Origin of the sequence: Vibrio sp. D417a (assembly GCF_030248595.1) — a bacterium.
Taxonomy (GTDB): domain Bacteria; phylum Pseudomonadota; class Gammaproteobacteria; order Enterobacterales; family Vibrionaceae; genus Vibrio; species Vibrio alginolyticus.
Genome location: NZ_JAHGAM010000031.1, coordinates 1 through 11,596 on the forward strand (window position 1 = coordinate 1; position 11,596 = coordinate 11,596).

Below are 11,596 nucleotides of genomic sequence, written 5' to 3' on the forward strand. Positions count from 1 at the left end.
CCGATGCTTCCGCATACCACCTTAAACACTAAAATCAACGCATAGTAAAAATGCCACGCGTTGCGAATCACTCTTAAACAGATTGTTAGTATTCTGATCCTCAGAAAGGAATGTCATCATCAAAATCTGTAGCTAATGGCGGTTGTTGTGGCTGCCCCCAAATAGGCTGTTGAAGTTGTGATTGGTTTTTGCTCAGACACTTGCTGCAGCCTGCTGATGTATCTTTACCAATATCTGTTTTCTTCAGATGGGAGCCACAACTGTCACACTCTGGCAGTTTGAATAATTCAGTACCGCAACCACCACAAAAACGAGTCTCCGCAATTGGGTATCCACACTGGCACTGATAAGTTAACTTATCACCACATGAAGTACAGTGGATATCAATACTATTTTCGATGAAGTTTGCACCCTTATAGTACCCATTAGGAGACCATGATGCATCAGGACATTTTAAGTTAGAACAAAGCGCTTTACTTGGCGTATTGACAGTAAAGTGTCCAGCACCCGATATACTTTTTAGTTCTCTAAGAATGTCGTCTACGTTTTGATAACGATTATTCGCCTCGTATTCTGAAGCTTTGTTGATTAAGTTTCTCAGCGCATAAGGAATTGATAGCTCGGGCTTGTCTAGAGATTTTAAACTTGGATCTCCTGTCAACAACTTACACAGTGTGAGCCCCAAAGAGTAAATATCAGTCCGACAGTCCACATTTTTCATATCGACATTTTGTTCTGAGGAAATGTATTCAGCAGAGCCTAAGCGATCTCCTGTTCGTGTCGCTCTTGTAAAATTAGGGTTCCCGGAAGGAGCAAAACCAATAGAGAAATCTATAAGATAAGCATGACCAGCAGATGACAACATTATGTTTGATGGTTTGATGTCCCTGTGAATTATACCTTTCGAGTGAACAAGCGAGAGTGCATCAAGCACTTGGGTAGCGATACTGATGGCTTGTCTATGTTCAATGACCCCATTTTTTTGAACATATTCTTCCAGATTTATGCCATCGATGTACTCCATCACAATGTATGGAACTAAGTCGCGACCGCATTCCACTTCACCATGCGTAATAACATATGGTATTGCAGGGTGTTGTGCCTCAGCGAGAATAAAAGCTTCTCGTTTGAACTTTTTCTTTAGCTCAGAGTTGTTTCGATTGAATATACTGTCGAAGAATTTTACAGCAACAAATCTTTCCAAAGAGTTTTGCTTGGCTTTCTTAGTTTTACCAGAAAGCCCGCTACCGATATCACCTAGTAGCTCAAAGCCTTGACGCTTTAAATGAATAGAATACTCGTCCAACATTTACCTCTGAACTTAAAAAGAATACTAACGCCCTGTTAAGGGGTGAGCAACGCAATACAGAAGCCGCCGCAAACCACCTTAAACACCAAAACCAACGCATAGTGAAAATGCCACGCGTTGCGAATCCCTCTTGAACAGTTTGTTAGCTCGCAATCTTGCGTTTTTCGTCCCAAGTTTCCAAAATAAATAGAGCAATTGTGTGAGCTGAGTGAATTGCTAGTCGAGCATGTCTGGGCTTCAGCTTATACATAACTCTTCCTTCACCGTGTGCAGAGCTAGCATGAGTACGGAAAGCACCAATTCCATCAACTATCGATAAGATGCCAGAAAGTATTTTTTTAAGATCGTCATCTTGTACTAACTTGGTGTCAAAACCCAAGTCCCCTCGCACAACTTTCCAAACGTTTTGGAGATCTTGTTTCTGTGGCTGTGGGAGACTTTCATCTGCAATATAAACCTTAAAAATTGATTCAAGTATGTTGCAAGCAGCGGATACAGATTCGCGAGGTTCCGAATTTACGTTTGCTAGAGCGCGAGTAAACTCTGCTTCGATCGAGGGTATATCTTTACCTTTAATCAAATCAGATAAAGACCTACTTGGTGCAGCACTACCATCAGAAATCAAACCACCTGAAATGTATAGAAGATTGCATTTTGATAAAATTGACTGGAGCTTTTCCTTAAATTCTTTTTTGTGATTCGTTACATTGTGACCCCAAACAAAAACATCCTCTTCATCTTGGTCAGGGATTTCCATATAAGTTTCAATCAACTTACCAAGAATCTTGATAGGTTCAGGTGATTCTTTATTTATGCGCCTTAGCCATGATTGGACTTTTACTGGTTTAGATCCTTCAGGAGCTTCACCTGGTGCATCGGCATATAGAAAAAGGTTATCTAGACTCGCATGAGTCTCTAATGCTGATAAATTCTCTGACAAAACCGCAATCACTGGAGCGGGAACTTCTTTTCTCATTTAACCTCTGAATTTATTATTTTCACTTGCGAGCTAACGCTCTGTTAAGGGGTGAGCAACGCATTACCGAAGCAGCAGCAAACCACCTTAATCACTAAAACCAACGCATAGTGAAAATGCCATGCGTTGCGAATCCCTCTTAAACAGTTTGTTAGCTGTGTTTTACAACACGAGCTTTGCTCCCAACATACCAAGAGCTGCGATAGCTACCATCGTAAACCAAAGGTAAATCATAAAAGATAGGCATAACGAAAATAAGCCTCTCACAGCTTTATCTAACTTTGCATCTTCATCGTGCTGTAAAAAATATGCTAGTTCTGCTGTAGGTATTGATCCAGCAAAACTCTTAAATTTGAGCTTTATCATCATCAGGCCCATTGAGACTGGAAGACTCAATACTAATAAAATGATTCCCACCGAAATCCAGACATTCTCAGGGGATTCATTACCTAAAACTACTGCTGCTCCGATCAACACTAAAAGCATTCCCAGAAAGCCCTTAAAAGATGACAACAATGAGTCTCTTGTTTTTATATACAGCCAGAATAGCGGCTTATCGAATTTTCTCATTTTTTCCTCAAACAGCTAACGCCCTGTTAAGGGGTGAGCAACGCAATACCAATGCCGCCGCATACCACCTTAATCACTAAAATCAACGCATAGTGAAAATGCCACGCGTTGCGAATCCCTCTTGAACAGTTTGTTAGAGCGCAACTCACAGGTTGAACAGAACTTTCAAAAGAGAATTTACCAAGGAAGATATTCCTAGAAATAGAACTAATGGCAAACCTATCGCTATTATCAGTTTAAACTCGACAAACTGACCTACAACTGCATCACCATATCTACCGCGCAGAAACTTTCTAGATTCGTCTCCTACCGTAGATTTGATTTCATCTGTGACCGTCTTGCGATCTTTACCGATGAATTCCTTAAACAACATAAAGCCGAAGGGAGCGATAATAATGCCGGCAATAAGGTATGAAATGTATTCAATTATATCCATCATATTCATATTTTTTCCTCCTGCGCTCTAACGCCGCATTAAGGTGTGAGCGACGCTTGGCTATACTTGAGCGAAGCGAAAGCGCCAAGCGTTGCGAATCACTCTTAAATGCTTTGTTAGGCTTCAGAAAGCACCTTAAACATTTTATTATTAACGTCAATGCAAACCGAAAGTAGATCCTGAGACTCATGAATATCATATATAGCTTCGGGATGTTGGGTAGGGTTTCGGTATGATATTCGTATATTGTCTAGATGATTATTTAAGGCTACAAATTTTTTAGTTTTATTCTTTCTTCTTAAGTCCTGAACAATCGGTCCCCACATGCCGGAGTTTATCCTATTTTGCTTTACCATAGATTTATAGTAATGCCGTAAGTTAGCTTCAGTACCTCGCAAAACATGAAATGCCGCAGCAGTAGCTCTTTCAAACACAATACACTTCCCGGCTTCAATAAAATCGTATTTTGCTATATCAGGAAATTGTTCAAATGTTCCCGGCGAAAATAACTCCGAAATATCAGCACTAAGAAGTTCTACATCAAATCGTTTAGGTGACGTAATATACGCCTCAATGCCCGGAATTTCTGCATCGAGAGTAAATCGAATTTCTCTCATGATTTCAGCTAATTTTGAAGCTTGTTCATTGGTAAGTGTATTTTCTTCACTTTCTTCCAACTCTGTTTGGAAATCAACCAATCGATGAGACGCTCTAAACGTTACCGGCAGATTCATGTTCTCTAAGTGTTCAAAAAACCAAATGATGTTTTCCAGAACAACTGCCTCTCCTTTGATAGACCAACCAGTTCTAGCATCTTGTAAATACCTCATGGTTGTACCAAAAAAATAATATTGTGAAACTTGTTCTTTTCTCATCTGACCCTCTTAAATGATGCCTAACGCCCTGTTAAGGGGTGAGCAACGCAATACCGAAGCCGCCGCATACCATCTTAACCACTAAATTCAACGCATAGTAAAAATGTCACGCGTTGCGAATCCCTCTTAAACAGTTTGTTATGTGCCTGTTTTATCGTAATTTTCTTGGACGATTCTCATTGCTGACTCGGCAGCAACGTTGCAACTTTCAAACTCCTGCTTGTAAAAATAGAAAAACGCGACCGCAAACTCGGCTAACTCAATAAATATAAAGTTATTTGTAGAGTGGAAAAAGTGAAAATCCTTGTTTGTTGTATGGATAACACAGAGAGAATTAAGCCTATTTACCTTTGATTTCACGCTTAATACTTGCAGTGCAGAACGAAGATTCGAGAAAACTTTAGAGGGGCTTGTATCCATAGGACCTTGAAACATTGCTATTGGCATTTTGCCAATAAAAGGTATGTATTTCGCGCCTTTTACCTTGTTTAGATTTCTTCTAAGGTCAAGAACTTGGAATTTGTACTCTAAAGTTTCTAACCATAAAACGATTAATTCTAAGGTCTCTTGAGAGAACTCTTGCTGGCTCACATCAATTTTTTCAAATTCATGCTTCAAATGCCTTTCCAAGTAGCCAAGCAGATTCGAATTGCAATCTTTGCATGCCGGTAGCGTCGTCTTGTTGTACGTTTGATAAGCGCCGTTAGTCGTTGTATTGAATGTTCGTTTTGTACAACGATTATAGACCCACTGAGGAATCACATGCTCTCTAGTCAATGGCTCAGGAGAACCGCAAATTATGCATATGTCTACGGAGTGATTTGCAATGATTGTATCAATTACTTTCTTCTTATTTTTCCTGATTTTCTTTCTGAACTGAATCAGCTTCAACTGAATGCTCATTTCACAAATGACTCCTAACTCACTCAGGCACATAACGCCTTGTTAAGGTGTGAGGCACGCAATACCAATGCTTCCGCAGAATACCTTAACCACTAAAGCCAACGCATAGTAAAAATGCCACGCGTGCCGAATCACTCTTGAACAATTTGTTAGGCGATTTTTCAAGCTAGCTCCATACATGTCTTGCTTTTTAGCAACTCATATATATCTGGACGTTCCTGAAAAAGAACATCGGTCACCATGTCTTGTATGAATGGAGCAACCCAATATTGTGAACCTTCGGGTGGAGTCATACCTACCTCTAAGTGATCCACATAATCCGATGACATCATGTAGCTTTCTTTTATTGTCAGTATGTATGACATGTTTAAAATAAACACATCACGCACATCTAACCTGAGTTGCTCTAAATGATGAATGCGCTCCTTCATATGAATTTTACCTTCATTGAGCATCAGTAATGCAAAAAAGTTGTAGTGCATATTATCATTGCAACGGTCTCTAATACCGTCATATCTTTTATCTAATTTGAGTAACGTATTTAGCTCAGACAAAAACTCCGAGTTATCAAGATACTTAGACATCTTCGGCATTCGCGGTAATGGTTTTTTACCATGTAACCAGTCATTTATTTCTGTAATGTAGTAACCAGCTCTACCTGCATTTTCATTTAGATATAAATTGGTATATGCATTAACCATAACCGAGTCGTAATACTTCCTTAAAAGAGCATAAGCATCATTCAACTTTCCATCTTTTAGTACCAAGTTTATAGACTCAATTGTGCCTTTCATAGACATAAAAACATATGTATCTATGCTCATGATTGCACTTGTTCCGGCAGTAGAAAAACTCATAACTGCATCAGATAAATACTCGTAAAACTGTGCATAATAGTTCAGCTCGTCGAATATTTGATGATTAATATACTTATCGTCTGTTGATTGCATTATTTATACTCTATCGCCTAACGCCGCGTTAAGGGGTGAACAACGCAACGCCACCTAACTTAAACTATTGTGCCATAAACACAAAAACTGAACTATGAGCTAAAACTGCCAAGCGTTGAGAATCCCTCTTGAACGCTTTGTTATGTGCGTACTATTTGGTGCCGCATTTCAATTAGCTGATGCTCACCCACAATCTCTACTTCTTTGATGAACTCAAAACCAAACCTTTCATAGTATTTTCTAAGATAACCATGAGCGTGGATTTCAATAGACTCGGCACCAATATTCTGTGCATGGTCCATTAATGCTTGAACAACTTTTGAAGCAACTCCAACCCCTCGATATGCCTCAGTAACCGCTACCCTAGCCATAATAGAAGAACCGTCTTCTTTCACTGTTAGGCGAGCCGTAGCAATTGGTTCACCTTGTTCCGTTACTAACGCGTGGATTGACTCTTCATCTAATCCATCAAAGTCTAATTCTGTAGGGATCTGTTGTTCAAGTGTAAATACCTGATAACGGATAGATTGAGCCAGCTTGATCAACTCGGAATCATTGCCGATAGTTACTTCCATTGCTATTTTTCCTCCAAGCACATAACGCCTTGTTAAGGTGTGAGGCACGCAATACCTAAGCCACCGCATACCACCTTAACCACTAAAACCAACGCATGACAAAAATGCCACGCGTGCCGAATCACTCTTGAACAATTTGTTAGCATACTTTTTCAATGCTCATAGATCTTTAAGTGATTCTCTTAGTTTATCCATAGTTTGAATTCCAAGTTCACTACTAACCCAACCGTACTGGTCGCCATGAAACCTAGGGAAAATATGCAAATGGTAGTGATCGAGCTCGTTGAAATGAGGTGTCTCTCCATTGTTTTGCATAAAGCCGATACCATCGGGATTGAACTTAGCTTCTATACGTTTATATAAATCTCTTGCAACGTCGGTGATCTCAAAAAACACAGACTCAGGCAGGTCAATGAAAGTACGGTATTGAGTCTTAGGACAAATTAAAATATGCCCAAAGTTGATTGGATCATGGTCTGCAAAAGCTATAACTTGGTCAGATTCGTACACGATGACCGAGTCAATTTCACGATTAACAATTTGTTCGACTATCGTAGCCATCTGAACTCCTATCAAAGTATGCTAACGCCTTGCTAAGGTGTGAGTAACGCAATACAAAAGCTACCGCACAGCGCCTTAATCACATAAGCCACCGCAAAGTAAAAATGCCACGCGTTACGAATCACTCTTAAGCAATTTGTTAGTACATGCGCTACTTCTATTTATGCGCTCCAAGATATTGAAAACTGAGATGATATGAAAGGCTTTGAACACTGAAGTGAGACGGGCAGCTAAAAAACTTAAACTCGGTTAAGAGACGAAAGTTGGCTAGAAGAAAAACGTCCTGAACTCCCCTACTTTTACTGACTTCAAATTAGAAAAGGATTCGATCCTCGAACTTCAACAGCAACACCAAAGAAAGACAATGCTGACTTAGTAAAAGCCACGAAAAAGAAGAAGCACCAAAGGAATAAGCTAAGAGTTAGAAACCGTAAACGGTGAAGTCAAAGCAAACACTCCGCATATAGTGCCACCGGAAAGAACGTGAAAGGTACAAGCTGAAAGGTGTAAAGACGAGCGCAAAAACAGATAAACACCAAAACTTATGACCTTGATGTCAAACCCGTACTAACGCCTTGTTAAGGTGTGAGGCACGCAATACCAAAGCTTCCGCATACCACCTTAACCACTAAAACTAACGCATAGCAAAAATGCCACGTGTGCCGAATCACTCTTGAACAATTTGTTATGTGTTAGATTTTAAAGACTAATTTTTGTTTTTGAGCAATAAGCTCACCATCTTCAAGTGGTTCATATTTCCATTTGGACAACGCTTGTACAGCTACCTTTTCAAAGATTCCCTTTGGGGAGGACTCGATTACAACAATATCAGTCACATCCCCATTTTTAGTAATGTTTAACGTCATGACCACATACCCTGACAGGTTATTCTCTACTGCAACTTTGGGGTATCTCGGCGATACAAACTCTATTGGCTCTAGATCTAAATATTCCGATGAGTAAGTGTTTTCTACAGAACTTGAACACCCTGCTACTAAGATCAAGATAAATAGTTGCAAAAATCTCATAATCTATCTCTGACACATAACGCTCTGTTAAGGTGTGAGCAACGCAATACAGATGCTCCCGCATACCACCTTAAACACTTAAACCAACGCATAGTAAAAATGCCACGCGTTGCGAATCACTCTTAAACAGTTTGTTAGCATGTTGTTTCCGCTACAAACTCATTCACTTGAGAGCGTGTTGTGAAACGTACTTTAGAACCGTGAAAATCTCTGAACAATTGCTGATGGAACTGTCGTGAACTTTTGGATTCTCGAACCGAGTATTCAGAAGCCCATTTTAATAATTCACGAAAATTCTTCTCCGCCTGTTCCTCATTAAGTTGCTTCGAGCTCTCCGAACCACGAGCATAAAGAGAACTTTCACATTCAGACCACTCCAAATCCAAAAACAACAGCATGTCAGAAGAAAAAATAAGCTGTTCAGCTAAAGCACCAAATACTCCCTCAACTACCCAGTTGCATTGAGACTTTATACTAGCAATTTCATTTTCGATTGCTCCGGTGGAGCGTTTTTGATTATAGCCACCTGGCTCCCATACAATCGAGTCCAAGTTAACTTCTTGTAACTGAAGTTTTCGGGATAACTGGTTCGACAACCAACTCTTGCCTGAGCCAGAATTACCGATGATGAGAATTTTCTTCATATTGCTCCCGCATGCTAACGCCGCGTTAAGTGGTGAACAACGCACACCACCTGACCTAAACCATTGTGCCGTAAACACTTAAGCTCAAGCAAACCGAAAGTGCCGAGCGTTGTGAATCCGTCTTAAACGCTTTGTTAGTTTGCGTGCCAAAGTGACACAGAGATTGCTTATTGCACACTTTAAGACCATAATACACATGTGACATTTTGACACAATAGGAGATAACATTATGGCTACTACTTTGCCTCGCATCACCGCTAGAGTTGATGTCGATACACAAGACTTACTTACTAAGGCTGCCGCGATCGCCGGCATGTCTAGCATCAACTCGTTTGTTCTAAGCGCTGCAATCGAAAAAGCTAAACAAGTCATCGAACGTGAGCAGGCTTTAAAACTGAGCCAATCAGATGCGATGTTGCTCATGGAAGCTTTAGACCGCCCTGCTACACAGAACTCAAAGCTAAAAGCTGCTGCTGATCGATACGAGAGCAAGATTCAATGATGAATACGGTACTTCTAGATAAAGCTAAACACGATAGAAACCGATTCAACTGTGGTATCGAAGCTCTCAATAATTACTTAAAAGTAATGGCGAGTCAGCAAGCAAAGAAGGACAACACCAGAACGTTTGTTCTGGAAGATGATAGCGACAACTCACATGTCATTGGTTTTTACACACTAACAATGACACCAATTGACTTAAAGGCATTGCCTGATAAGTTACAGAAAAAGCACCAATCATCCACTTCTGGTGGTCTGATTGCCCGTCTTGCTGTCGATGACCGATACAAAGGGAAAGGCTTTGGTGAGTGGCTGCTTATCGACGCACTCAGAAAGCTATTAGCCGCTAGTGATAGCGTTGCATTTCCAGTTGTTATCGTTGATGCCAAAGACGGAGCAAAACATTTCTATGAACGCTATGGTTTTCAAGCATTTCAAGACACCGAAAACAAACTCTTCATCACCATTGCAGATGTGAGAGCAAGCTTAGGCTAGTTAACCGCTAGCCTTTAGCAAACTAACGCCCAATTAAGGGGTGAACAACGCTTCCCCCCAACCTAAATCATTGTGCCATAAACACTAATTTTGAAGTAGAAGCAAAAATGCCAAGCGTTGTGAATCCCCCTTAAACGCTTTGTTATGTGCGTACTAAAGTTGTGCGTACAATCTCAGCATGTCTTTGTGTTGAATACCATTTTCATAGATTGGCTCTGGATAATTCAGCAAAAAGTAATCTTTGACGATTGAGTCAACCCTAAAGCCAAGACGCTGATAATAAGTCAGTTGATAGCCAAAGGTGCCTGTACCCAGTTCAACACGTGAGATTCCCTTACTTGATAACTGAAACAGAACCGACTTAAGCAATTCAGAACCAACACCTTGACCTTGTAACTTTGGATATGCAGAGACATTGAATATCTCAGCAAGACTATTGGTTTGTGGCTTCACTATGCAAGCAGCTAAAACACGCCCATTATCTAGTACAGCGAAGCACCATGAATCGGATAAATATGAAGAAATACTTGCTTCAGAAGGATCGGCTTCAAGCAGCAAATCTAGCGGAATCTGGCTACTTTTGACTTCGATATATTGCATTTTTCCTCCAAGCACATAACGCCGCATTAAGGTGTGAGCGGCGCTTGGCTATACTTGAGCGAAGCGAAACTGCCAAGCGTTGCGAATCACTCTTGAATGCTTTGTTATGTGCGTGCTAAACGGTAGCGCCTTACCGTACCCTCACTCTCATCTGTGTAGTTACCGAGGTATTCACCACCACAGTTTTCGATGACCTTTTGAGATGCGGGATTGTCAATTGAGCAAGTAACAATAACTGAATCAGTAACAACATGGTCTCGCACCCAAGCAAGCAGAAATGAGGCTACACCCTTACCACGAGCTGACGGTCTAGTTTCGTAGCCAATATGACCAATGACATTTTCTACGTTGGCATTAGTACCTTTGCGAACTCGGATTGCACCTAAAATTTTGGAGTTCGATACACAGTAGTAAGTTGTGCTAGGTAAATATCCCTTTGGTAACTCGCAGATTGCCTTTGAACGTTCGACCAAACCTGACAAATAAGCTGTCGGATCTTGCTCCACACCCGAATATTTTGGAATACCCGACTCTAGGCATTCTTTCGCATAACTCGCTAATAATGGGGCCAAATCAAGGTTGGCCTCTATCACTTCCATGTCAATTTTCCTCATAAGCACATAACGCCTTGTTAAGGTGTGAGGCGCGCAATACCGAAGCTTCCGCATACCACCTTAACCACTAAAACCAACGCATAGTAAAAATGCCACGCGTGCCGAATCACTCTTGAACAATTTGTTATGTACGTGCTAAAGGTACACTACTGACTCCACATTGTTGCCCTCAGGGTCAATCAAAAACGCAGCGTAGTAGTTTGGAGCATAGTGTTTTCGTAAACCAGGCTTACCGTTGCATTTACCACCTAAAGATAACCCCGCTTGATGAAACGCAGAAACTTGTAATTTGTTTGATGCAGAAAAAGCAATATGGCACTTAGAATTACTGACGCCTTTTTCAATTAGAAACCTTACATTTGGCTCGCTCGAAAGCCCAAAGCCAGCAGCATTTTCATCTGACCACTTGAGTTCAATACCCAATGGCTCTAGCACATTCTTGTAAAACACACGACATTCTTCGAATGCAACTACCTTAATTTCAAAATGATCTATCACTCTCAATCCTTTAGAGTTGGTTACAATTTTCCTTAAAGTACTGGTGTACCCCACAAAAAGT

16 protein-coding genes are annotated in these 11,596 nt (G+C 40.6%); 2 read left to right on the forward strand and 14 right to left on the reverse strand.

What is annotated here, in order from left to right; all coding sequences use genetic code 11:
• Positions 1 to 100 precede the first annotated feature (100 nt).
• The 11 genes from KI742_RS21070 to KI742_RS21155 all read right to left on the reverse strand — a co-directional run bounded on the left by KI742_RS21070 (position 101) and on the right by KI742_RS21155 (position 8,827).
• Positions 101 to 1,309: a serine/threonine-protein kinase gene (locus KI742_RS21070; RefSeq protein ID WP_285385518.1), complete on the reverse strand. Its 1,209-nt coding sequence runs from the start codon at positions 1,307 to 1,309 to the stop codon at positions 101 to 103.
• Positions 1,310 to 1,451: 142 nt separating this feature from the next.
• The gene (locus KI742_RS21080; protein WP_285385520.1) at positions 1,452 to 2,285 is read right to left on the reverse strand and encodes an abortive infection family protein; all 834 of its coding nucleotides are present in this window, start codon (positions 2,283 to 2,285) and stop codon (positions 1,452 to 1,454) included.
• 162 nt (positions 2,286 to 2,447) lie between these two features.
• A complete protein-coding gene (locus tag KI742_RS21090) occupies positions 2,448 to 2,855 on the reverse strand; it encodes a hypothetical protein (protein ID WP_193843609.1) in 408 nt (135 codons plus the stop codon).
• A 145-nt stretch (positions 2,856 to 3,000) separates the two neighbouring features.
• Entirely contained in the window at positions 3,001 to 3,300 is a 300-nt protein-coding gene (locus tag KI742_RS21100) for a hypothetical protein (protein ID WP_256894396.1), read from the reverse strand.
• Positions 3,301 to 3,407: 107 nt separating this feature from the next.
• A complete protein-coding gene (locus tag KI742_RS21105; protein WP_285385523.1) occupies positions 3,408 to 4,166 on the reverse strand; it encodes a hypothetical protein in 759 nt (252 codons plus the stop codon).
• Between the two features lie 138 nt (positions 4,167 to 4,304).
• Positions 4,305 to 5,069: an HNH endonuclease gene (locus KI742_RS21110; RefSeq protein WP_256894395.1), complete on the reverse strand. Its 765-nt coding sequence runs from the start codon at positions 5,067 to 5,069 to the stop codon at positions 4,305 to 4,307.
• Between the two features lie 161 nt (positions 5,070 to 5,230).
• The gene (locus KI742_RS21120) at positions 5,231 to 6,019 is read right to left on the reverse strand and encodes a hypothetical protein (RefSeq protein WP_025623988.1); all 789 of its coding nucleotides are present in this window, start codon (positions 6,017 to 6,019) and stop codon (positions 5,231 to 5,233) included.
• Positions 6,020 to 6,159: 140 nt separating this feature from the next.
• The gene (locus tag KI742_RS21125; RefSeq protein WP_285385524.1) at positions 6,160 to 6,594 is read right to left on the reverse strand and encodes a GNAT family N-acetyltransferase; all 435 of its coding nucleotides are present in this window, start codon (positions 6,592 to 6,594) and stop codon (positions 6,160 to 6,162) included.
• A 159-nt stretch (positions 6,595 to 6,753) separates the two neighbouring features.
• Entirely contained in the window at positions 6,754 to 7,155 is a 402-nt protein-coding gene (locus KI742_RS21135) for an HIT family protein (protein ID WP_023585550.1), read from the reverse strand.
• 692 nt (positions 7,156 to 7,847) lie between these two features.
• Positions 7,848 to 8,183 carry an energy transducer TonB gene (locus tag KI742_RS21150; protein ID WP_285385525.1) on the reverse strand — a complete coding sequence of 112 codons (336 nt, stop codon included), beginning with the start codon at positions 8,181 to 8,183 and terminating at the stop codon, positions 7,848 to 7,850.
• 134 nt (positions 8,184 to 8,317) lie between these two features.
• Positions 8,318 to 8,827, reverse strand: a complete 510-nt coding sequence (locus KI742_RS21155; protein WP_206960202.1) for an AAA family ATPase — start codon at positions 8,825 to 8,827, stop codon at positions 8,318 to 8,320.
• Positions 8,828 to 9,056: 229 nt separating this feature from the next.
• Between KI742_RS21155 and KI742_RS21160 the strand changes: the two genes are divergently transcribed.
• On the forward strand, positions 9,057 to 9,329 hold the full coding sequence (locus KI742_RS21160) for a DUF1778 domain-containing protein (RefSeq protein WP_285385936.1): 273 nt from the start codon (positions 9,057 to 9,059) through the stop codon (positions 9,327 to 9,329).
• Positions 9,326 to 9,823 (forward strand): GNAT family N-acetyltransferase, encoded by a 498-nt coding sequence (locus tag KI742_RS21165; protein ID WP_045460012.1) that lies wholly within the window; start codon positions 9,326 to 9,328, stop codon positions 9,821 to 9,823. The genes KI742_RS21160 and KI742_RS21165 overlap by 4 nt, the downstream gene beginning before the upstream one ends.
• A gap of 153 nt (positions 9,824 to 9,976) precedes the next feature.
• Here the strand turns inward: KI742_RS21165 and KI742_RS21170 are convergent, their stop codons facing one another.
• The 3 genes from KI742_RS21170 to KI742_RS21185 form a co-directional block, all read right to left on the reverse strand.
• The gene (locus tag KI742_RS21170) at positions 9,977 to 10,423 is read right to left on the reverse strand and encodes a GNAT family N-acetyltransferase (protein ID WP_285385938.1); all 447 of its coding nucleotides are present in this window, start codon (positions 10,421 to 10,423) and stop codon (positions 9,977 to 9,979) included.
• Positions 10,424 to 10,527: 104 nt separating this feature from the next.
• Entirely contained in the window at positions 10,528 to 11,022 is a 495-nt protein-coding gene (locus KI742_RS21175; RefSeq protein WP_285385939.1) for a GNAT family N-acetyltransferase, read from the reverse strand.
• 150 nt (positions 11,023 to 11,172) lie between these two features.
• Positions 11,173 to 11,535 (reverse strand): VOC family protein, encoded by a 363-nt coding sequence (locus KI742_RS21185; protein WP_005386966.1) that lies wholly within the window; start codon positions 11,533 to 11,535, stop codon positions 11,173 to 11,175.
• Positions 11,536 to 11,596 lie beyond the last annotated feature (61 nt).

Excerpts from the sequence above, each read along its gene's own strand:
- KI742_RS21150 (WP_285385525.1), bottom strand. The coding sequence starts at position 8,183 with ATGAGATTTTTGCAACTATTTATCTTGATCTTAGTAGCAGGGTGTTCA.
- KI742_RS21090 (WP_193843609.1), bottom strand. The coding sequence starts at position 2,855 with ATGAGAAAATTCGATAAGCCGCTATTCTGGCTGTATATAAAAACAAGA.
- KI742_RS21105 (WP_285385523.1), bottom strand. The coding sequence starts at position 4,166 with ATGAGAAAAGAACAAGTTTCACAATATTATTTTTTTGGTACAACCATG.
- KI742_RS21080 (WP_285385520.1), bottom strand. The coding sequence starts at position 2,285 with ATGAGAAAAGAAGTTCCCGCTCCAGTGATTGCGGTTTTGTCAGAGAAT.
- KI742_RS21160 (WP_285385936.1), top strand. The coding sequence starts at position 9,057 with ATGGCTACTACTTTGCCTCGCATCACCGCTAGAGTTGATGTCGATACA.
- KI742_RS21120 (WP_025623988.1), bottom strand. The coding sequence starts at position 6,019 with ATGCAATCAACAGACGATAAGTATATTAATCATCAAATATTCGACGAG.
- KI742_RS21100 (WP_256894396.1), bottom strand. The coding sequence starts at position 3,300 with ATGAATATGATGGATATAATTGAATACATTTCATACCTTATTGCCGGC.
- KI742_RS21135 (WP_023585550.1), bottom strand. The coding sequence starts at position 7,155 with ATGGCTACGATAGTCGAACAAATTGTTAATCGTGAAATTGACTCGGTC.
- KI742_RS21110 (WP_256894395.1), bottom strand. The coding sequence starts at position 5,069 with ATGAGCATTCAGTTGAAGCTGATTCAGTTCAGAAAGAAAATCAGGAAA.
- KI742_RS21170 (WP_285385938.1), bottom strand. The coding sequence starts at position 10,423 with ATGCAATATATCGAAGTCAAAAGTAGCCAGATTCCGCTAGATTTGCTG.
- KI742_RS21125 (WP_285385524.1), bottom strand. The coding sequence starts at position 6,594 with ATGGAAGTAACTATCGGCAATGATTCCGAGTTGATCAAGCTGGCTCAA.
- KI742_RS21175 (WP_285385939.1), bottom strand. The coding sequence starts at position 11,022 with ATGGAAGTGATAGAGGCCAACCTTGATTTGGCCCCATTATTAGCGAGT.
- KI742_RS21165 (WP_045460012.1), top strand. The coding sequence starts at position 9,326 with ATGATGAATACGGTACTTCTAGATAAAGCTAAACACGATAGAAACCGA.
- KI742_RS21070 (WP_285385518.1), bottom strand. The coding sequence starts at position 1,309 with ATGTTGGACGAGTATTCTATTCATTTAAAGCGTCAAGGCTTTGAGCTA.
- KI742_RS21155 (WP_206960202.1), bottom strand. The coding sequence starts at position 8,827 with ATGAAGAAAATTCTCATCATCGGTAATTCTGGCTCAGGCAAGAGTTGG.